Source organism: Streptomyces sp. NBC_00727 (assembly GCF_045161745.1).
In the GTDB taxonomy this organism is placed as follows: domain Bacteria; phylum Actinomycetota; class Actinomycetes; order Streptomycetales; family Streptomycetaceae; genus Streptomyces.
Genome location: NZ_CP108981.1, coordinates 20352 through 40756, shown reverse-complemented (window position 1 = coordinate 40756; position 20405 = coordinate 20352). Strand labels below are relative to the sequence as shown.

Annotated in this window: 13 protein-coding genes and 3 pseudogenes; 8 read left to right on the top strand and 8 right to left on the bottom strand. The window is 69.2% G+C overall.

Features of this window, described 5'->3' with window-relative positions:
- Nucleotides 1–415: 415 nt before the first annotated feature.
- Nucleotides 416–1264, bottom strand: coding sequence for a LysR family transcriptional regulator (locus OG242_RS00165; RefSeq protein WP_405896168.1), 849 nt, complete (start codon nucleotides 1262–1264; stop codon nucleotides 416–418).
- Between the two features lie 104 nt (nucleotides 1265–1368).
- Between OG242_RS00165 and OG242_RS00160 the strand changes: the two genes are divergently transcribed.
- Entirely contained in the window at nucleotides 1369–2112 is a 744-nt protein-coding gene (locus tag OG242_RS00160) for an SDR family oxidoreductase (protein WP_405896167.1), read from the top strand.
- 406 nt (nucleotides 2113–2518) lie between these two features.
- Here OG242_RS00160 and OG242_RS00155 read toward each other — a convergent pair whose 3' ends face one another.
- The gene (locus OG242_RS00155; protein WP_405896166.1) at nucleotides 2519–2650 is read right to left on the bottom strand and encodes a hypothetical protein; all 132 of its coding nucleotides are present in this window, start codon (nucleotides 2648–2650) and stop codon (nucleotides 2519–2521) included.
- A 509-nt stretch (nucleotides 2651–3159) separates the two neighbouring features.
- Nucleotides 3160–3822, bottom strand: a complete 663-nt coding sequence (locus OG242_RS00150; protein WP_405896165.1) for a TetR/AcrR family transcriptional regulator — start codon at nucleotides 3820–3822, stop codon at nucleotides 3160–3162.
- 63 nt (nucleotides 3823–3885) lie between these two features.
- On the opposite strand from OG242_RS00150, the gene OG242_RS00145 reads away from it, so the two are divergent.
- Both OG242_RS00145 and OG242_RS00140 read left to right on the top strand, forming a co-directional pair.
- Nucleotides 3886–4512 carry a class I SAM-dependent methyltransferase gene (locus OG242_RS00145; RefSeq protein WP_405896164.1) on the top strand — a complete coding sequence of 209 codons (627 nt, stop codon included), beginning with the start codon at nucleotides 3886–3888 and terminating at the stop codon, nucleotides 4510–4512.
- Nucleotides 4513–5479: 967 nt separating this feature from the next.
- Nucleotides 5480–6295, top strand: coding sequence for an SAM-dependent methyltransferase (locus OG242_RS00140; protein ID WP_405901464.1), 816 nt, complete (start codon nucleotides 5480–5482; stop codon nucleotides 6293–6295).
- A 601-nt stretch (nucleotides 6296–6896) separates the two neighbouring features.
- Here OG242_RS00140 and OG242_RS00135 read toward each other — a convergent pair.
- Nucleotides 6897–6956 (bottom strand): annotated as a pseudogene (locus OG242_RS00135) (MerR family transcriptional regulator); the annotation flags it as partial.
- Nucleotides 6957–7062: 106 nt separating this feature from the next.
- On the opposite strand from OG242_RS00135, the pseudogene OG242_RS00130 reads away from it, so the two are divergent.
- Nucleotides 7063–7299, top strand: a pseudogene (locus tag OG242_RS00130) (IS1380 family transposase); the annotation flags it as partial.
- Here OG242_RS00130 and OG242_RS00125 read toward each other — a convergent pair.
- The 3 genes and pseudogenes from OG242_RS00125 to OG242_RS00115 all read right to left on the bottom strand — a co-directional run.
- A complete protein-coding gene (locus tag OG242_RS00125) occupies nucleotides 7282–7965 on the bottom strand; it encodes a transcriptional regulator (RefSeq protein WP_405896163.1) in 684 nt (227 codons plus the stop codon). The pseudogene OG242_RS00130 and the gene OG242_RS00125 sit on opposite strands and share 18 nt — an antisense overlap.
- A 114-nt stretch (nucleotides 7966–8079) precedes the next feature.
- Nucleotides 8080–8910 (bottom strand): ATP-binding cassette domain-containing protein, encoded by an 831-nt coding sequence (locus OG242_RS00120; protein ID WP_405901463.1) that lies wholly within the window; start codon nucleotides 8908–8910, stop codon nucleotides 8080–8082.
- Nucleotides 8911–9401: 491 nt separating this feature from the next.
- Nucleotides 9402–9630, bottom strand: a pseudogene (locus OG242_RS00115) (IS5/IS1182 family transposase); the annotation flags it as partial.
- Between the two features lie 700 nt (nucleotides 9631–10330).
- Here OG242_RS00115 and OG242_RS00110 point away from each other — a divergent pair.
- The 4 genes from OG242_RS00110 to OG242_RS00095 all read left to right on the top strand — a co-directional run bounded on the left by OG242_RS00110 (nucleotide 10331) and on the right by OG242_RS00095 (nucleotide 18699).
- Entirely contained in the window at nucleotides 10331–12508 is a 2178-nt protein-coding gene (locus OG242_RS00110) for a discoidin domain-containing protein (RefSeq protein WP_405901462.1), read from the top strand.
- A 242-nt stretch (nucleotides 12509–12750) separates the two neighbouring features.
- A complete protein-coding gene (locus OG242_RS00105; protein WP_405896162.1) occupies nucleotides 12751–14877 on the top strand; it encodes a discoidin domain-containing protein in 2127 nt (708 codons plus the stop codon).
- Nucleotides 14878–15007: 130 nt separating this feature from the next.
- Nucleotides 15008–16099 (top strand): DUF1996 domain-containing protein, encoded by a 1092-nt coding sequence (locus OG242_RS00100; RefSeq protein WP_405896161.1) that lies wholly within the window; start codon nucleotides 15008–15010, stop codon nucleotides 16097–16099.
- A gap of 152 nt (nucleotides 16100–16251) precedes the next feature.
- Nucleotides 16252–18699, top strand: a complete 2448-nt coding sequence (locus tag OG242_RS00095) for a beta-glucosidase H (protein ID WP_405896160.1) — start codon at nucleotides 16252–16254, stop codon at nucleotides 18697–18699.
- Between the two features lie 385 nt (nucleotides 18700–19084).
- Here OG242_RS00095 and OG242_RS00090 read toward each other — a convergent pair whose 3' ends face one another.
- Nucleotides 19085–20395 carry an ROK family protein gene (locus tag OG242_RS00090; protein WP_405896159.1) on the bottom strand — a complete coding sequence of 437 codons (1311 nt, stop codon included), beginning with the start codon at nucleotides 20393–20395 and terminating at the stop codon, nucleotides 19085–19087.
- Nucleotides 20396–20405 lie beyond the last annotated feature (10 nt).

Genomic DNA, 20405 nt, shown 5'->3' with positions numbered 1-20405 from the left:
GCCGAGGAACGAGAAGGACCGATGCGTGCTGCAGGCGGTCCAGCACGACTGGCACAAAGCGCCCCCGGCAGAAATGCTCCAGCGCATCAACGTTCAGCGCGGGGAGTGCGCCCGCATGAGGAGACCCTCGCCGCAGTCGAAGGCCACACCCTGCAGACTGGCCGCGCACAGGTGAGACAGCACTCGACACAACATCAACTACTTTGGCCCAAGCCGCATAGCCCGTGTCCAAGATCCGGGGGCAAGGCCCGGAGCGCGCGGACAGACTTGGGTTCCCATGACGTTCGCCCTGTCGGTGGCGTTGGCCCGCGCGATGACGAAGCGCAGATGTGCTTCGTCATCGCAACAGCGCTGTGCTCGGCGAGTGAAAGCTCGTGCAACTGCTTCCGCCGCCCGGGTCGCTTGCCACCGTCGGTCACAGGGCGGTGGCGGCCCGGATCAGTCCGGCGACCGTCGTTGAGCGGCTGTGTGGGGGCCAGGCGATGACTGTGGTGACGCGTGGGGCGTCGGGGACCGGTACTGCGGTGAGGCCCTCGCGCAGACCGGTGCGTCCGGACTCCGGGACGACCGCGCAGGCCCGGCCGAGGGCTATGAGCTGGGTGAGTTGCGTGTGGTCGCGCACCTGAGGTCCGGGGCCGTCCGGGAAGGTGCCGTCGGGGTGGGGCCAGCGGGGCAGGGGCAGGTCGGGAAGGTCGGTCACCTCGGCGAGCCGCAGGTGGGCGCGGGCGCTGAGAGCATGACCCGCGGGGAGAATCGCGACCTGGCCCTCGGAGCGCAGGTCCTCGGTGTCGAGGCCGGCCGTGTCGTCGAACGGCCGATGCAGGAGGGCTACGTCGGCCCGGCCGTCGCGCAGCAGCCGTGTCTGCTCGCCCGGCCCGCACAGCACGACATCCACGGCGCCCGCGCCGGGCTCGGCGGCGTAGGCGTCGAGGAGCTTCGCCAGCAGTTCACCGGAGGCACCCGCCTTCGCTGCCAGGACCACGGCGGGGCAGCCGGTCGCGGCGAGGGCGGCCCGGCGGGTGCGCCGTTCCGCGGCCTCCACGGCGTACAGCGCCGCCCGAGCCTCCCGCAGCAGCACCGCCCCTGCCCCGGTCAGCGTGACACCCCGGCTGCCGCGCTCCAGCAGGAGGGCCCCCAGACGCCGTTCGAGCCCGCCGATCGCCCGCGACAGCGGAGGCTGGGCGATCCCGAGCCGCCGAGCGGCCCGGCCGAAGTGCAGCTCTTCGGCGACCGCGACGAAGTACCGCAGCTCACGTGTCTCCACCCCACCACCCTAACCGGGCCGGCCAGGACCGATACCCGGGCGGTATCGCCCCCCACCCAGTCGGTCTTGGACGCCCTGTCCCGCGGGGGAGAAGTATCAATGTCATGAGTGAGACGAACACCGTGAACAACCACAAGATCGCGCTGGTGACCGGGGCCAACAAGGGCATCGGATACGAGATCGCCGCCGGGCTCGGCGCCCTCGGCTGGTCCGTCGGAATCGGCGCACGGAACGAGGAGCGGCGCGAGGCCGCCGTGGAGAAGCTGCGCGCGGCCGGAGCCGATGCCTTCGGCGTACCGCTGGATGTGACCGACGACGCGAGCGTCGCAGCAGCGGCTCGGCTGCTGGAGGAGAGGACGGGGCGGCTCGACGCACTCGTCAACAACGCGGGGATCACCGGCGGCGGACCGCAGGAGCCCACCACGGTCGACGTGAACCGGGTACGGGCGGCCGTGGAGACCAACGTGATCGGTGTCATCCGGGTCACCAACGCCCTGCTGCCGCTGCTGCGTCGCTCGCCGTCGCCCCGGATCGTGAACGTCTCCAGCAGCGTAGGCTCCCTCACGCTCCAGACCACGCCTGGCGCCGAGACCGGCCCCATCGCCGTCGCCTACGCTCCGTCGAAGACGCTCCTCAACGCCGTCACCGTGCAGTACGCCAAGGAACTGGCCGACACGCACATCCTGATCAACGCCGTCTGCCCCGGCTTCACGGCGACCGACCTCAACGGCTTCCGGGGAGTGCGCACTCCCCAACAGGGTGCAGCCGCCGCGGTCCGGCTGGCCGCAGTCTCGGCCGACGGGCCGACGGGCCGCTTCTTCAACGACGAGGGAGAAGTGCCCTGGTGACGCCCTCCAGGTTCGTGCCGCCTCGGCGCGATGCCACAGGCGGAGCCCTCGTGACCGGTGCGTCATGCCATGGGGGCACGGCCATCGCGCCCGAGCCGGCGGCGGGCCACGGGGGTGACGGGATCGAAGCCGTCGAGCGGTCTCGTGACCTGCGGCCTGTCTGAAGTCGTGATCGATGCGGTCTACCTTTGGGCCCGAGAACCGCGCCGAGCTGGTAGAACGCTGCGGTGTACCAGTCGAGGTCCGGCTCGGCGAGCCAGGGACGTGCGGCGGCGTCCCGCTGGCGTCGGTCCTCGACTTCCTCGGCGTACGCGCACGGGCAGGTGGGCGGGGGAGCGTAGAGGACGCGGCGGTGCCCGGCCGGCAGCGCGAAGGTGGCCGACTCGTCGGCGTCGCAAGCAGTCGTCTACTGAGCGGTGGTGGGCATCTGCTGGCCGGTGAGGAGCCGGTGCGGGGTGCTGGAGGACAGGCCGGGGCTCGCCTTGCGGGCGAGGGCGGACAGGCTGGTGTCGGGCGCGGGCGCGCGTACGGCGTTCATGGCGCGCAGGAGCCCGGCGCGGGTGGTGAAGCGGTCGGGGAGGTGAGGGACGGGCCGAGGCCGGGGAAGATGGACGGCCTGGTCGGCCGCCGTTCACAGCTGGCGGGCGGTTTCCTCGTCGGCCCCGGCCCCGCACGCGAACGCAAGGGTGGTGCGCAGGGTGGGGAGGCGGCCGTCGAGGGCCTGGCGCAGCGTGCAGGCGGAGCGGACACCACGTACGCGGTGCCGCTCGCGCGAGCCCGCTCGGCGAAGTACTGGAACGTCGCGCGCTGTTCAGCGGCCCAGGCGGCCGGGGCCGCGGCGATCTGCGCCCCGCGCAGCCTCGCACCAGGCGTCGAGTGCGTCGGGCCGGTCACCGAGGTGGCGGCTGGTGGCTTTCGATGTGAAGTCCCAGCATGCTTTGCAGCGAGGTCGGTCCCCACGCGCCCGCGCAACGGTCATCACGAACCTGAGGAGCCGCAGCCGGTCGCAGACTTTGCTTCGGCGGCTGGCGCAGAAGGGTCGGCGGCCTACTCGTGGTCAATACAGAGGTGGGCAATCAGGGCCGCGCAGGCCCACTCCTCCCAGGCGTCGGGGGACCAGCCCCGGTCGCGGACGAAGATCAGGTACAGCTCCGGGCTGAGGAGCCCGTACAGCAGGTCGGCGGCGCGGGCGGTATCGATGTCAGGGCGGGCGTCGGGCTTGGAGGTCAGTGCCTTCGCTGCGGCGTGCTGGACGGTATAGCGCGGGTCGGGGCCGGCGGGCCACTGCGCGGCGATCTCCGGGTCCGTGGCGGCCGCAGCCGCGATCAACGGCATGATCGGGGCGACCCGGCCGAGGATGTCGCGGACACCTCGTGCGTGGGCGTGCAGTTGCCCGGCCGCGGTGGGCTCGGCGCACGCGGCGCGGAACCAGTCGCGGTCCATCGTGGCGACCGGTTCGACGTCGCCCGCGATGGACGTGTCGACGACGTCCCTGAACAGCGCGCGCTTGTTGCGGAACACGAAGTACACGGTCTGGACGGCCACACCCGCGCGATCCGCAACCTCCTGAAGGCTTGTCGCGCCGTACCCCTGTGCGACGAACAGCTCCCGCGCCGCCGCGACGATCTTTTCGCGGGTACGCCGCGAGCGTTCGGCCCGCTTGTCGGGGCGCTTGATGTTCTGTCCGTCGGATCCCTTGACCGCATCCATGCCGGGAGTCTATCTCTAGAGTAAGTCACTAGAGATGAACTCTAATTTCTTGGAGGGGTAGCGATGAGTGAGACTCGGACGGCTGCGGAGCTCGAGCAAGAGGGTCTTGCGCGCCGTGTGTTGGAGGACTTCTACCGGGACGGCAAGCCGCCGTGGGACAGCGGCATCACGCCGCCCGAGCTGGTGGCCCTGACAGAGGGGCCCGGTGCGCTGCTGCCGGGCCAGGTCCTCGAACTCGGCTGCGGCACCGGGACCAACGCGGTGTACCTGGCCCGGCACGGCTGGCGAGTGGCGGCCGTCGACCTGGTCGACCGCGCGGTACGGCAGGCCCGGGAGAAGGCCGACGCGGCCGGAGCAGACGTCACGGTGCTGTGCGGGGACGCCACCCGTCTCGACGAGGTGGGCGTGCCCGGTCCGTACGACCTGTTCTTCGACCTGAGCTGCTACTGCGGGATTCCACCGCACCGCCGCGACGCCTACGCAGCCGGCCTCACCAAGCGTGCCGCCCCCGGCGCGCGATTGCTGATGTTCGGATACGGGCCCGGGGCGTTTGACGACTCGTGGTCCGGCGTCACTGCGGACGAACTCAGCGCCAGGTTCGCTGGGTGGCACCTGGACGACGTGACGCCCGGCACGAACCCGGTCCCGACTTTCTGGTTCACGCTGCGCCGCGCCGCAGCCGCGGCATGAGCTCAGTCGCACAGGGCAGCTTCGGGCACGGACGTCGCGCGGCCGTTCTCATAACGTACGTGATGGTCGAGAAGGACAACTGGCGGAACGCCTTCGAGAAGGAGCACGAGCCCCATTAGGCCACGCGCGAGCAGCCGAACAGCGGGAAGCGCAACGCCCAGCGTGTGCGCGCTGCGGGACGCAGGTTCACCGACGAACGCTGGGAGACGAGTCAGGCTCCCGGCTGGGACACCCCGTCGGGGCACCCGTCCCACGCTCTGCGAGCGGTTCAAACGGTGCGCCCTTGTCGCCGCACAGTTGGCCCAGACACTCCACCACCGTCCCGAGCGCTACGACCAGGAGGGCCAGGAGCAAGCGGGGCCGGGGCGGAAGCCCGGCCGGTGGTTTTCACGTCGGCGTACCTGAGGTGTGGGCGGCGGCGTACGCCTTGGTGACTAGGCCGGGCATTCGCTCAGCTTCACCACATGCTCAGGCGGTACGTCTCTGCGGAGTACGTACCGCACGGGGTGCCGCCACACGCCGTGGTCCTGAGCGGTGTCGGCGCTCACCTCCGCGACCTGGTCGGGGGCGATGAATGAGTACGGGGCCGAGGAGGTCGCGGCTTCCCCGCCGGGCGGTGAACCGGGCACCGGTTCACGGATGGTCCGCCCTGGCCGGGGTCAGCAGCGCCGCGACTTCCCTGGCGGTCGCCGGCTTGAGTCGGCGGGCGGTATCCATGTGGCCGGGCCCTTGCCGGCCTGCGGTCGGGCTTGGCGAGCCCCTGGCAACGGATGCGTCGGCACCATCGGCGTCCTCGACATGGCCCTGGGCATCGACTGTGATGGCAGGCGCCCGCCCCTGCGACGTGATGAGTCCGGCGGAAGTGACCCGACAGCAAGGGTAGGTTCGCACTACACAGTATGTTCAAATGTCTCTGGCCAGAGCGTTGTTGTGTGAACTGAACGTGCCATCGCGCGAAGGAGATCGTGTGTTGCCCAACGGGTCATTCGAACAAGGAAAGCCGCACCCGGCGCGGGTCTACGACAGCCTCCTCGGTGGCAAGGACAACTACCCGGTGGACCAAGCCGTCGCGGAGGGCATCGCCCAGCGCTGGCCGGAAATCCAGCGCAGTGCGCAGCAGAACCGGGCATGGATGGCGCGCGCTGTACGGCATATGGTGAAAGAGGGGGGTGTCACACAGTTCCTGGACATCGGCACGGGCATCCCCACCCGGCCCAACCTGCACGAGATCGCTCAAGGCATGGTGCCGTCGGCTCGGATCGTCTACGTGGACAACGACCCCGTGGTGCTGCGCCACGCCGAGGCGCTGCTCACCCCGATATCACCAGAGGGCCGCTCGACCTACCTGCAAGCCGACCTGCGCGACCCGCGCGCGGTACTGGAATCGCCTGAGGTGACCGAGACACTCGACATGGCACGCCCGGTGGGCCTGGTCTTGGCCGCGATCCTGCACTTCCTCGACGAGGACGAGGACCCGGCGGGCGTCCTGAGGGTTCTCGTGGACGCTCTTCCGGCTGGCTCGTACGTTGCGTTGTCCCATGCCTGCGGTGACGCAGATCCCGTCAGGGCAGCGGAGGCATCGGCCTTCTACCGGCAGAACAAAGTCTCCAAGCCCGTGGTGCTGCGCACACAAAAGCAGATCGAGGAATTCTTCACGGGACTGGAACTACTGGAACCGGGCGTAGTGACCGTCGACCGCTGGCGCCCGAACACATCGGTGTCCGAGGGGCCTGACGACATGGGATTCCGTGGCGGCCTGGGCCGCAAGCACGGAACCGCCTGAGGGGCGAAGGGCGTCGCCGGCCGACTCCTGGGACTGTGGGGGCCTGCGGTGTTGGCAGCACCGGGACACGAACGCGGCCACGCCGGACGCGTGAGCGCGGTCGCGCACCTGAAGCGGCCGCAGTGGTGCCCGGTCGGAATCCGGAGGTTGGCCCGGCGCAGTGTCTCCGCGGCCGCGTCGAGCCGCTTGCCGCAGTGGTGCTCCGGACGGGATTGCTGGGCGAGAGTACGACGTCCACCGCGCGGGAGGCGCCGGTGGGAGCGGGCGGGGTGAGGAAGCCGCATTCGGGGTCGCACTGACTGGTGCGGTCGAGCAATGCGTCCAGGTGTTCCAGGGCGGTGTGGAGTGAGGCGGTGAACGACGTCAGCTCGCGGCCCGCTTTTGGGCTTCGTCCAGGCGGGCGGCGATCCGGGGGCGCAGGTCGGCCTTCACGTCCGCGCAGGCCCCGGCCTCCCTCACGGCGAGGAGTTCGCCGATCTCTTAGAGCGGCAGACCGAGATGCTTGGCCGCGCTGATGAACGCGAGGCGGTCCACCGCCTCCTCGCCGAACGTTCCGGTATACGGACGCGGTCCGGCCGGCCTGTAGGAGCCCGGCGCCTTCGTAGAAGCGCAGTGTGGTGGCCGGGACGCCGCAGTGTTCGGCGAGCTGGGAGATCCGCATCGTGCTCACACCCCGACCGTAAACCTTCCACCCGACTCAAAGGTCAAGTCCTACGCCGCCGCGTACGTATGCGCCCGGCCGCCCCGCCACTCCACCCACTCGGGAGCTCAGGCCACTGCGACCGCGCGGCGCCGGGCGCGATCCAGGTCGGACCGCCACCGATCTCGCGGTGATGCTCGCCGACGGCGGCGAGGCAATAGCGGATCTGGCCGTCCTGAGGGACCAGAGCGAGGTATTCGGACCGGTCGCCTCCACGCCCACCGCCTGGCGGTTGCGCGCCGACACCGACGGGTCAGCACTCACTTCGCTGCGAGCGGCCCGCGCCTCAGCCCGAGAAATCGCCTGCGTCCTGCTCCTGTCCGGTGGTGGCGGACCAGGTGGCGAGCAGCTTCAGGCCGTCTTCCGCGGCGGTTCCGGGGGGCGCGCTGTAGACGACCACGCTCAGACCGCTTTCGTCCGGCAGGCTCATGGTCTCCTGGTCGAGTTCCAGAGCGCCGACGAGCGGATGGTTGAGGCGTTTGGTGCTCTGCCGGAAGACGTGGACGTCGTGGGATCCCCACATCACGCGGAAGACGTCGCTGCGGGTGGACAGTTCACCGATCAGGCACGACAGTTCCCGGTCGTAGGGGTTCTTCCCCGCCTCGATGCGCAGCGCACCCACAGCGAAGCGGGCCATGCGCTCCCAGTCGGCGTAGAACCGCCTGGCCGCGGGATTGAAGAACGCGAACCGGGCGACGTTGTCCCCGCAGGTCGGGTCGGTGAACATCTGCGAGTACAGGGTTCGGCCCAGCTGGTTGGCGGCCAGGGCGTCGAGGCGATTGTTCATCACGTATGACGGCAGCTGCGGCATCCCCTCGACGATCCGCGCCACGCTCGGCCGCACCGCGGGCCCGGCCTGCCGCTGCCGGGCCCGCACCGTGGGCGCGGGTCCGGCAGCGCGGGCGAGATCGTATAGGTACATGCGCTCGTTGTCGTCGAGCCGCAGGGCCCGGGCGAGAGCGTCCAGCACGCTGTCGGAGACACCCCGCAGGCTGCCGCGCTCCAGACGTGTGTACCCACGCCCACGATCTGGCCGGTGCGCAGCAGGCCCCAGTGGCGGGAGTCGGAGCTGTGCGCAGCGTTGTCACCCAAGACCGCCACCCGGCCCCGCGGTACTGGCCCTCCCGCGCCGATGGTCCCTGCCGGCATCGGGCTGCCGGGCAGTGCGGCGACGCGCTTCACCGCGTACCGCACCTCGTCCCGCCGCTGTTCGCCCGTCGCGCGGAACGGACCGCGCAGGACGACCACGCGGCCCGGGCGGAGACGGGCCGGCGGGCGGCGCAGCATCAACAGGCGTTCCCCGGCACGGCAGTACGGTTCCATGCTGACGCCGTCCACCGTGATCACGACCAGCGCGACCCGGGCGGCTGCCGCGGTGGCGAGCGTCATGCAGGCCGCCGCCCACAGCGCCCTCCGGCTCCCGGTCATGACCGGGAGGTCGAACCGTGTGCGGGCCCGGGCGCCGGGGCGTCGAGCGAGGCCCCTTCGGTCCGTCCCGGCTCCGACTCGTTCTCGGCGCGGACCGGAGGCGGGGCGGCGGCCCGCGCGCGACCGGTGTCCGGTCGTCGTTCGTGATCCGGCCGTCCCGCATGTTGATGGTACGAGCGCAGCGCGCGGCGATGTCCATGTCGTGAGTGGCCAGGACGAGGGTCGTGCCCTGTTCGGCGTTGAGCCGGAGCAGCAGGTCGACGATCCCCTTGCCAATGGCGGAGTCGAGGTTGCCTGCGGGTTCGTCGGCGAGCAGCAGCGCGGGCTCGTTGATGAGGGCGCGGACGATGGCGACACGCTGCTGCTGTCCGGCGGACAGTGGCAACGGGTCTCCCTCGCCCGTGCGTTGCTGCGCGAAGATGTCGGCCTCCTGACCCTCGACGAACCGTCCTCGGGCCTCGACCCGGTGGCCGAGCGCGAGATCCACCTGGGGCTGCGCGACCACCGCGCCGGACGCACCGGTCTGCTGATCTCCCACCGCCTCAACGCGGTCCGGGACGCGGACCGCATCCTGGTGCTCCACGAGGGCCGCATCGTCGAGCAGGGCGACCACACCACCCTCATGACCCCTCGACCGGCCGGTACGCGCAGATGTTCCTGGCCCAGGCGGACGGCTGTCAACTGCACCCGCAGCAGCAGGCAGCCGACGCGGAGTGCTCGGAGTGAGCCGGGGCGTCCGTCGCGCGGCTGTGCTGGGCTGCGACGAGTCTGTGTCATTCCTGCCTCAGTCTGAGATGCGCGGCACGGCGCGCCTCGTTGACGCGTTGCCGTCGTCGTGCCGCTCCGGCATCCCCGGTCGCACGGCTGGAACTCCGTCCAGTTGTCCCCATCCGTGTTGATGGACCGTGCATCGACAGAAGGGGCCTCGGCCACGGCAAGCGCGAAGGAGGGACGCGTGGCACTGAGCCCTTTCCAACCTCATGCTGACGCGTGATGAACGAGGAGTACCGGCCTGGACGATCGCGGTGATGCGGTTGGCGCTGCAGCGGAGCTTCCGCGAGAGTCGCCAGCTCTTCAGGGCCGCCATGGCCTGCTCGACAAGGCAGCGGATCTTGACGTGACTGCAGTTGTGCCGGCGCTTCCACTGCTTGAGCCGGCGGCCTCGGAACGGGACGCGGACGGGGTGGCCGGCTTCCTGGTACGCCTTGGGATGCTCGTATAGAAGTCAAGTCGTCGAAGTGGTGCTGCCGGTGTGAGAGCGGGTGCTGCGTACCTTCAAGCTGCCCGGCTGCGCTGGCCTGGCTCTCGTCCGTACCGTTGACCAGGCAAAACGTCAAAGCCCGGCTGGAGTGCAAGCCGCAGTTGTGCGCTCTGGCGCCCGTGTCGTGCAACTCCGTCCAGGTGCCCCGTGGTGTCCGCGCCGACGTGGAAGGGGCCGAGGGGCCTGGCCGGAAGCGGACGCCCCTGCAAGGAGGTGGGAAGGGGGCGGCGGCCCGCCCCGCTGCTGGCGGAGGTCTGGCTGGGGTGGCAGTCGGGAAGGCAGCCGCCACCAACAGGCAGTCGGCGCGGTGCGCCGCGTCGTCGCCACGGCTCGTTTGGCCAACCGTCAGGCCATCAGGTCAGCGGTAGGTGGGCGCGTACGCAGTGCCGTTGACAGGGGAGGCCCTGCCGGCCCCGGGTGCCCGGCAGCCAGAACGGCCATGCGTCACCCCGTTGCGCCGCAGGCGCCCTACAGCGCGGCACAGCTACGGAACCGTCGGAAGAGGGGTGAAGGCCAAGGGTTAACTCAAGACGGAAGGAAAGTGGTGTCAGGGATATTGACCAGGCGCGACGAGGGCGGCATGGTTCGGGAGAGCGCTCTCCGCCTCTCAACTCTTTCAAGGAGATCCCCCATGTTCATGTTTGGCATGCCCGCGACTGCTCCACCACCTGTTCGTAGGCAGGTACGGCGTGGTCTCACGGGCGCTGTTGTCACCGCGCTGGCCGCCACCCTCCTCTCAGTTGTTCCGGCGGCATCGGCGCAGGCCGCCCCTGTGCTCCTGTCCCAGGGCAAGGCGGTTACGGCGTCCAGCCAGGAGCACTATGGGACCGCGGCTACCGGCGCGGTCGACGGGGATCTGGGGACGCGCTGGTCGAGCGCCGCCTCCGACGCGCAGTGGCTGCAGGTGGACCTGGGCAGCCAGGTATCGGTCAGCAAGGTCGTGCTGCGGTGGGAGGCGGCGTACGCGAAGTCCTACCGGATCGAGCTGTCGACGGACGGCACCACCTGGTCGACCGCCTACTCGACCACGAACGGAGCGGGCGGCACCGAGTCGGTCGCCGTCTCCGGAACGGCCCGGTACGTTCGCATGCAGGGGGTGACGCGGGCGACCGGATACGGCTATTCCCTCTGGGAGTTCCAGGTGTACGGCGGTGACAGCGGGGGGCCGACCCTGCCGGGAGGCGGGGACCTGGGCCCCAACGTCCACATCATCGATCCTTCGACCCCGAACATCCAGGGCCGACTGGACGAGGTGTTCAAGCAGCAGGAGTCGGCACAGTTCGGATCCGGCCGCCATGCCTTCCTGTTCAAGCCGGGAACGTACAACAACCTCAACGCGCAGGTCGGCTTCTACACCCAGCTCGCGGGACTGGGCCTCAAGCCCGGCGACACGACGATCAACGGTGATGTGACCGTCGACGCCGGCTGGTTCAACGGCAACGCCACCCAGAACTTCTGGCGCGGCGTCGAGGGCCTGACCGTCAACCCGGTCAGCGGAACCGACCGCTGGGCCGTCTCCCAGGCGTCCTCCTTCCGCCGCATGCACGTCAAGGGCGACCTCAGCCTGGCCCCGGCCGGCTACGGCTGGGCCAGTGGCGGCTACATCGCCGACTCCAAGATCGACGGCCAGGTCGGCAACTATTCGCAGCAGCAGTGGTACACCCGCGACAGCTCGATCGGCGGCTGGTCCAACTCCGTCTGGAACCAGACCTTCTCCGGCGTCGAGGGCGCCCCAGCCACAGGCTTCCCCGAGCCCCGCTACACCACGCTCGACACCACTCCGGTCTCACGCGAGAAGCCCTACCTTTACCTGGACGGCAGCGAGTACAAGGTGTTCGCGCCCGCCAAGCGGACCGACGCCCGGGGTACGACGTGGGCGAACGGCACCCCGCAGGGTGAGTCGATTCCGCTGAGCAAGTTCTATGTGGTCAAGGAGGGCACCACGGCCGCCACGATCAACCAGGCACTGGCCCAGGGCCTGAACCTGCTGTTCACCCCGGGCGTCTACCACGTCGACCAGACGATCAACATCAACCGGGCGAACACCATCGTCCTCGGCCTGGGTCTCGCCACGATCATCCCGGACAACGGTGTGACGGCGATGAAGGTGGCTGATGTCGACGGAGTGAGGCTGGCGGGCTTCCTGATCGACGCCGGTCCGGTCAACTCCCCGACACTGCTGGAGCTCGGCCCGCAGAACTCCTCGACCGACCATGGCGCGAACCCGACGACCGTGCAGGACGTCTACATCCGCGTCGGCGGCGCAGGCCCCGGCAAGGCAACCACCAGCATCGTCGTCAACAGCGACGACGCGATCATCGACCACACCTGGGTCTGGCGCGCCGACCATGGTGACGGCGTCGGCTGGGAAGCCAACCGCGCCGACTACGGCGTCCGGGTCAACGGCGACGACGTCCTCGCCACCGGTCTCTTCGTCGAGCACTTCAACAAGTACGACGTCGAGTGGTACGGAGACCGCGGGAAGACGATCTTCTTCCAGAACGAGAAGGCGTACGACGCCCCCAACCAGGCCGCCATCCAGAACGGCACCACCAAGGGCTACGCCGCCTACCGCGTGGATGACTCGGTGAACACTCACGAGGCATGGGGGCTCGGCAGCTACTGCAACTACAACGTCGACCCGAACATCCGCCAGGACCACGGCTTCAAGGCCCCGGTCAAGTCCGGCGTGAAGTTCCACAGCCTGCTCACCGTCTCGCTCGGCGGCAACGGCCACTACGAACACGTCATCAACGGCACCGGAGCATCAACCGAGCCCGCAGGCACCTCCACGGTCCCCTCCACCGTCGTCTCCTACCCCTGAGCCGCCACCGGCCTCACGCCTCCCGGCGCTGAGGCCTCCGAATCCCTTTCAGGCAGGTGCTCGTTCCCGCGACCCGGCCCGGAAGGTCACGCACCACAGCACAGCATCGTGCATCCCCCTCACATAGGACGCCGGGCGCAGGCCACCCCAATAAACGGTCTGCGCCCGGCGCCATGAATCAGCCAGGAGCACACGTGTCCAGACCACCCTCCGTACTCACTCCTTCCCGGCGTCGCACAGGGATGTCTCTTGCGGTACTCGGCACCCTGCTGGCGTCCTCGCTGACTGTTGGGCTGTCCTCCCACGCGCAGGCGGCGGAGACGCTTCTCTCCCAGGGAAAGGTGGCGACAGCCTCCTCGCAGGAAGGCGAGGCGTACGCCGCAGGAGCCGCTGTCGACGGCAATCTGAGCGGCACCCGCTGGTCGAGCGACCGCCGGGACGGCGAATGGCTCCAGGTCGACCTCGGGGCGAGCAAGAACCTGAGCCGCGTAGTCCTTACCTGGGAAGCCGCCTACGGCAAGAACTACGAAATCCAGGCATCCGACAACGGCACCGACTGGCACACTCTCAAGACCGTCACCGGAAGCGACGGCGGCACGGACGACATCGCCGTTTCGGGTTCAGGTCGCTACGTCCGCATGCAGGGCGTCACACGCGCCAACGGCTACGGGTACTCCCTGTGGGAGTTCCAGGTTTACGGCAGTGACGGCACCAGCAACCCCGCCCCCGGGGGCACCGTCAGGGTCACCGGCTCCCAAGGCAACTGGCAGCTGACCGTTGGAGGCCGACCGTACACGGTCAAGGGTCTCACCTGGGGCCCTTCCGTCGCCGACGCCCCCAAATACCTGCCCGACATCAAGTCAATGGGCGCCAACACCATCCGCACCTGGGGCACCGACGGCTCCACGAAGCCGCTCCTCGACGCCGCCGCAGCTCAAGGGCTCAAGGTCATCAACGGTTTCTGGCTTCAGCCCGGTGGCGGTCCCGGTGCCGGGGGGTGCGTCAACTACGTCACCGACACGACGTACAAGAACGACATGCTCACCGAGTTCGCCAAGTGGGTCGACACCTACAAGTCGCACCCGGCGACCCTCATGTGGAACGTGGGCAACGAGTCCGTCCTCGGCCTGCAGAACTGCTACAGCGGCACCGAGTTGGAGGCGCAGCGCAACGCCTACACCACGTTCGTGAACGACGTCGCCAAGAAGATCCACACCATCGACCCGGACCACCCGGTCACTTCGACCGACGCCTGGACGGGGGCTTGGGCGTACTACAAGCGCAACGCCCCCGACCTCGACCTGTATTCGATGAACTCCTACGGCAACCTCTGCAAGGTGCGCCAGGACTGGATCGACGGCGGCTACAACAAGCCCTACATCATCACCGAGGGCGGGCCCGCCGGCGAGTGGGAGGTGCCCGACGACGCCAACGGCATCCCGGACGAGCCCACCGACGTACAGAAGGCCGACGGCTACACCAAGGCATGGGGCTGCATCACCGGCCACCAGGGCGTCGCGCTCGGTGCCACCCTCTTCCACTACGGCCTCGAACACGACTTCGGCGGAATCTGGTTCAACCTCGTACCCAACGGACTGAAGCGCCTGTCCTACTACGCCGTCAAGAAGGCGTACACCGGTTCCACTGCCGGTGACAACACCCCGCCCGTCATCACGAACATGGCCGTCACCCCGGCCTCCGCGGCCCCGGCGGGCCGTGAGTTCACGGTGCGCGCCGACATCCGCGACCCCGACGGTGACAAGGTCACACCCAAGATCTTCCTCAGCGGGAACTACGCCAACGGCGACAAGCGACTCGTCGAGGCCCAGTGGCGTTCCAACGGTGACGGCAACTTCACCGTCACCGCCCCCGAGAAGCTCGGGGTCTGGAAGGTCTACATTCAGGCGGAGGACGGGCACGGCAACGCCGGCATCGAGACCAAGTCCGTCAAGGTCGTGGCCCCACCCGTGTCCGGCACCAACATCGCTCTGAACCGCCCCACCACCGCCTCCTCCTACCAAGCCCAGTACGGGGACTGCCCCTGCGCCGCGAGTCTGGCCACGGACGGCAACACCACCACGCGCTGGGCCAGTGACTGGAGCGACCCGCAATGGATCCAGGTCGACCTCGGCGCGGCCAAGCCCATCCGCACACTGCAACTGGTCTGGGACCCCGCCTACGCCAAGTCGTACGAGGTACAGGTCTCCGACGACGGCAGTACCTGGCGTCCGGTCTACTCCACCACCACGGGCAACGGAGACATCGACACCATTGATGTCTCCGCCACCGCCCGCCACGTCCGTCTCCAACTGACGGCCCGGGGCACCGGGTGGGGCTACTCCCTCCACGAGTTCGGCATCTACAGCTGACGATGCCGGACCCCATGACGGGTGGCGGGGCCTGCCGCAAGGCTCCGCCACCCGCATCACCGCACAGGTCACCAGTCGCGCGGCGCCCCCGCGTCCGCCTGTAGCCACCCCATGCGGGAAGGAGATCCCCATGAGACCGAGTCCGAAGCGGCTCTCAGCACTCCTCGTCGGCACAGCCGTCATCGCCAGTGTCCTAGGCATCGGCACCGTGGCTTCGGCCACGGACCCCACCGGCGGCGTCGCGCCCGCCGTCGCCACGAACGTCAACCACACAGGTCACCAGATGGCCGCGTCCACTCAGGCATCGGGCGATGACGCCGACGGCGACGGATACATTCCTGCTGTGCCGCCGGTCACCGGCGTCACCCCGTCCAGCGCCACTCCGCCGCAGGCCTACTTCCATGAGTTCCAGGCCAACTGCGACGTCACGCACACTGCCCCGGACGACCCGATCGTCTACCCGGGACAGCCCGGCAAGTCCCACGATCACACGTTCATGGGCAACCGTTCCACGGACGCAACCAGCACCACTGGTTCACTCTACGGCGGGAGCACCACCTGCAAGGCGCCGGCGGACGCCTCCGCGTACTGGATGCCCTCGCTGTACAAGGGCGATCAGAAGATTCTGCCGGTGGGACCGCAGGTCATCTACTACAAGGCGGGCGTGACGGACTATCGGAGTGTCCGTCCCTTCCCCAAGGGACTGCGGTTTGTCGTGGGTAACCCGATGCAGTCCGCCCAGGAATTTCGCGCGCACAAGGGTTTCGTCGAAGGCTGGGAGTGCGGGGACAGCTTCTTCAACACCGACTTCCCGGCAAGCTGCCCGAGCCGGCCTGACGTCCAACTCAACCTGCGCATGCAGGCCCCCAGTTGCTGGGACGGTCTGCACCTGGACACGCCCGACCGCAAGAGTCACATGGCATACCCGGTCGTCAAGCCCGGTACCAACGACAACATGTGCCCGGCCTCGCGCCCGGTCGTCCTGCCGATGATCGAGTTCAAGATGGCCTGGCCAGTGAACGGTGACATGAGTCAGGTCCGCCTGGCCAGTGGGCGCGGCTACTCCTTCCACTACGACTTCTTCAACGCCTGGGAGGAGCGCACCCTCAAGGCCATGGTCGAACACTGCATCGTGGGCGGTCTGCAGTGTGACCCGCGCGGATACGACCAGAACCAGCCGCAGCGCGGCGCCGTACTGAATGCTGAGTACCGCCTGCCCTGACCTGGCCGGCCGCCACACACCTGGCCGCTTCGGGGGAGCGGCCGGACCACGGAGTACCGCCTTTTCCCTGGCCCACCGCAGGGCGGGCCAGGGAAAAGCACCGGGGCGCCCAAGTTCTGCGGTGCAATCAGAGAAGAAGCAAGTGAGTGGCTATGCGTGACGACATGGTGGAGCAGCTGACCGAGAAGCTGGACCTGGAGCAGAAGGTGTGCCTGCTCACCGGCTCCAGAACCTGGCGGACAGCGGGTGAGGTGACGATCGGGCTCAGGTCGATGGTCTTCTCCGACGGACCGGTGGGTGTGCGGGGCGAAGCCTGGGACGAACGGAGCACCTCCCCTCTACTGCCTTGCGCCTCGGCCCTCGGCGCGTCTTGGGACGAGCAGCTGCTGCGGGACCTGGGGGGCCTGCTCGCCTCCGAGGCCGCTCGCAAGGGTGTCGACGTCGTCCTCGCGCCGAACCTGAACCTGCATCGCACACCGTTGGGCGGTCGGAACTTCGCGTGCTACTCGGAGGATCCCGTACTGACCGCACGTACGGGGGCCGCTCTGATCAAAGGCATCCAGGAGCAGGGAGTCGCTGCCACGGCCAAACACTTCGTGGCCAGTGACTCCGAAACCGACCGGCTGCACGTCGACGTTCGGATGGATGACCGCACCCTGCGCGAGGTCTACCTTGCCCCCTTCGAAGCGGCCGTCCAGGCCGGCGTATGGCTGGTCATGGCCGGCTACAACAGCGTCGACGGCACCACGATGACGGCCCACCCCCTGTTGTCCGAGCCGCTCAAGGGAGAGTGGGGCTTCGACGGAGTCGCCGTCTCTGACTGGGCCGCCGTCCGCACAGTCGAGGAGCCCGCCAGAGCCGCCCTTGACCTGGCCATGCCAGGGCCGAACGGCCCCTGGTCGCAGCATCTGGTCGAGGCCGTCCACGATGGTCGGATACCCGAAACGGCCATTGACGACAAGGTGCACCGCCTGCTCCGCCTCGCGGGACGTACCGGCGCGCTACAGGGGCCACGCCGCCGTCTCCCTGTGCTGCGCACGAACACCACTCGGCGCCTACTTCGCCGCGCGGTCGCGGCCGGGACGGTATTGGTGCGCAATGATGGCGTCCTGCCGCTCGACCCCGGCGCCTCGTCGACGGTTGCGGTGATCGGGGAACATGCCGCATCGCCCCGCGTGCAAGGAGGTGGCAGCGCCGGGGTGTTCCCCGTTGCGGTCGTCACACCCCTCGACGGAATCCGCGCCCAACTTCGCGGCCGTGGCCGCGTGGTTTACGTACCCGGCCCGTCACTCACCGTGCCGCCGTCGCCGCTGGACACCGACAGATGCACGGATCCCCGGTCGAAGGAACCCGGTGTACTCCTGCGCTGCCTGGACGCCGAAGGACGAGAGCTGTCCGCCGAGCGCCGCCTGTCGGGCAGACAGCTCGAACCCGATCTGCTCCCCGGCGCGCACACCGTGGAAATCAGCGCACTGCTCCGGCCCAGGAATACCGGCATGTGGACCTTGGGCATCGGCGGCTTCGGCAGGATGACGCTCAGCGTCGACGGAAACCCTCTCCTCGATGGCACCTATCCCTGCGAGACGGACGATCCGGCGATCGTGCACGTCGTCCCGCCCCTGCGCACGGCGCGGACGTACCTGGTCAAAGACCGGACGGTCCACCTCGTGGCGCGTCGCGAACTGGCGTCCGGCACGGGCCGTGCCATCGTCGTCGTCGCCGCACCGCCGGAGCGCGACCCGGCGGCCGCGCTGGCAGAGGCTGTGGAAGCGGCCCGTGGTGCGGACGCCGTAATCGTGGTCGTCGGCTCGACCGAACACAGCGAGACGGAAGGCTCCGACCGTACGGACCTGTCCCTCGGTCACCATCAGGACGAACTCGTGCGCGCGGTCGCCGCCGCCAACCCCCGGACCGTCGCTGTAGTGAACAGCGGGGGCCCGGTCGAACTCCCCTGGCGTGAGGAAGTGGGAGCTCTGCTGCTCACGTGGTTCCCTGGCCAGGAAGCCGGCGGCGGCCTGGCCGATGTCCTCTTCGGGCGCAGCGAGCCGGGCGGCAGGCTCCCTACTACCTGGGCGGCCTCCCTGGCTGACGCGCCCGTCACACACACGGGGCCTGTCGACGGCCGACTCGACTACACCGAGGGCCTGCACATCGGCTACCGGGCCTGGCTCCGCCAAGGACGGCAGCCCGCCTACTGGTTCGGGCACGGCTTGGGCTACACCACCTGGGAGTATGAGCACGTGGGCGCACCGGCACAGATTGAGGCCGGAGTCCAGTTCACCATCCGGGTGACGTTGCGGAACACCGGAGACCGCCCCGGGCGCGAGGTGGTCCAGGTCTACCTGGCCCGGCCGGCTTCGAGTGTGGAACGGCCCGCTCGGTGGCTGGCCGGTTACGCGGCGGTCTGCGCCGAGCCGGATCACGCCGTGACGGCCGAGGTGGTCGTGGCCCCACGGGCGCTGCAGCACTGGTCTTCCGAGAAGAGGGCATGGGCCAATGAACCGGGGGATTTCCGGCTCATGGTGGGCCGCTCGGCGGGAGCGATGGAGTGGGAGGCGCCTCTGGGTGTGAGCGCCACGCATACGCCCGGGGTCGATTGAGGGGCAGCGAGACGGTGCGTCTCGGGCCAGGCGGTGGTCCTCACCGGAGCAGCGGGACCTCAGGCATACGAAAGTCTTTACAGCAGTCTGGAGGTCCCGGCCGTTGGCAATGGCGCCGGCCGATCTGCTGCGGCACCAACCGTAGGAACGGCGGACCCCTGTGGTGGCGGCCTCGTCGTGCGGAGGAGGCCGCGGATGGTTGAGGAAGGACCCACAGATGCCGCTGTTGGCCGATGGCCTCGCCACGCGCTCGCCCCACAGGGCCGAAGGCTCTGCCGGCGCCGGCCGCAGTGGCGGGGCTCGACCGATGAGACCGATGAAGCAGCACGGACGTGGCCGCCGCCCCCGTGGCACGAGGCGCGGAGGGCCGGCTGCCAGAGTGCGCTCAATGCGCAGCCCGTTGCCGCAGGGTGTTCTTCCACGCCGGTGCCGGTTCTGTGGCCTCTGGGGCAACGCGGCGGCCTCCCCGGGCGAAGAAGTCGGCGAGCGGCAGGATCGCCGCTCCGACCGTCACGGCGTCCGGCCCGAGAGTGCCCAGCTCGATCCGTACGTGTGAGGCGGGATAGGAGAGGGCGTAGGAAGTGGCGTAGGTCCTGACACTGTCGAGGAACCGGGCACCGAGCTGGAGGCCCGCCCAGCCGCCGACGAGGATCCGCTCGGGCTGGAAGAGATTGATCAGATCGGCGAATCCGGCGCCCAGATATTCGGCGGTCTCCTCCAGGACGGCGAGCGCGGTCGTGTCGGCTTCCGCCTTTGGCCCGGACGGGTAGGCGGCGGCGAGAACCGCGGTGAGCGCCGATTCCTCGTCCGCGCCGGGCGGCGGACAGCCGCCTGCTTCGCGCCAGCGCTCCAGCAGCGCTTCTGCCCCGGCGTAGGCTTCCAGACAGCCCAGGGCACCACAGCGGCACCGGCGTCCTCGGACCCGGACTGTCAGGTGGCCCCACTCGACGGCCCGTCCGGAACGCAGATCGTCGCTGACGACGCACGCGCCGACACCGGAGCCGAAGAGCACCACGACGGCGCTGCTCGCTCCGCGACCGGCGCCGAACCACATCTCCGCCTGGCCGAGGGTCTTGGCCCCGTTGTCGATGTAGAACGGCACCGAGGGCGGCAGGTCCACCGACCCACGCAACAGTCGTTCCAGCGGCACGGCGTCCCAGCCGATCGTCTGTCCGTGGACCATCACTCCGTCCTGCGGTGCCCTGGCCACGATGCCCGGGACACCCACGCCCACGCCCAACAGCTGCCCGGCGTCGATACCCGCCTGCTGGAGGACCTTCGCGACGCCGTCACGGACGTGGGCGACCACGACGCTGACGTCGTAGCGGTCTTCCCTCCGCGGGCCGCTGGTGGTGAGCGGCTTCTCCGTGCGGGCCAGTTCGGTGAGGGCCAGGTCGAAGAGCTCGATTCGCACCCGGGTCTCGCCGATGTCGACGCCGATCATGTAGCCGCTCTTCTGGCGGATGCGCAGAAGCGTGCGGGGTCTGCCGCCGGCCGAATCCACGCTGCCGGCCTCCTCCACCAGGCCATCGGAAACGAGGTCCGCCACCACGTTGCTGACGGAACCCGAGCTCAGATTGGTGGCCGGACCGAGTGCCAAGCGGCTGAGAGGGCCGTCGAAATACAACCGTTGCAATATGGCGCTGCGGTTCTCCCGCCGCAGGTCAAGCACCGTACGACCGCTGCGCACACTCACCAAACACCCT

What these genes read in the sequence shown, in the direction of transcription:
- OG242_RS00105 (WP_405896162.1), top strand. Translation starts at nt 12,751, where the DNA reads ATGTCTCTTGCGGTACTCGGCACCCTGCTGGCGTCCTCGCTGACTGTT.
- OG242_RS00100 (WP_405896161.1), top strand. Translation starts at nt 15,008, where the DNA reads ATGAGACCGAGTCCGAAGCGGCTCTCAGCACTCCTCGTCGGCACAGCC.
- OG242_RS00160 (WP_405896167.1), top strand. Translation starts at nt 1,369, where the DNA reads ATGAGTGAGACGAACACCGTGAACAACCACAAGATCGCGCTGGTGACC.
- OG242_RS00155 (WP_405896166.1), bottom strand. Translation starts at nt 2,650, where the DNA reads ATGAACGCCGTACGCGCGCCCGCGCCCGACACCAGCCTGTCCGCCCTC.
- OG242_RS00145 (WP_405896164.1), top strand. Translation starts at nt 3,886, where the DNA reads ATGAGTGAGACTCGGACGGCTGCGGAGCTCGAGCAAGAGGGTCTTGCG.
- OG242_RS00095 (WP_405896160.1), top strand. Translation starts at nt 16,252, where the DNA reads ATGCGTGACGACATGGTGGAGCAGCTGACCGAGAAGCTGGACCTGGAG.
- OG242_RS00110 (WP_405901462.1), top strand. Translation starts at nt 10,331, where the DNA reads ATGCCCGCGACTGCTCCACCACCTGTTCGTAGGCAGGTACGGCGTGGT.
- OG242_RS00150 (WP_405896165.1), bottom strand. Translation starts at nt 3,822, where the DNA reads ATGGATGCGGTCAAGGGATCCGACGGACAGAACATCAAGCGCCCCGAC.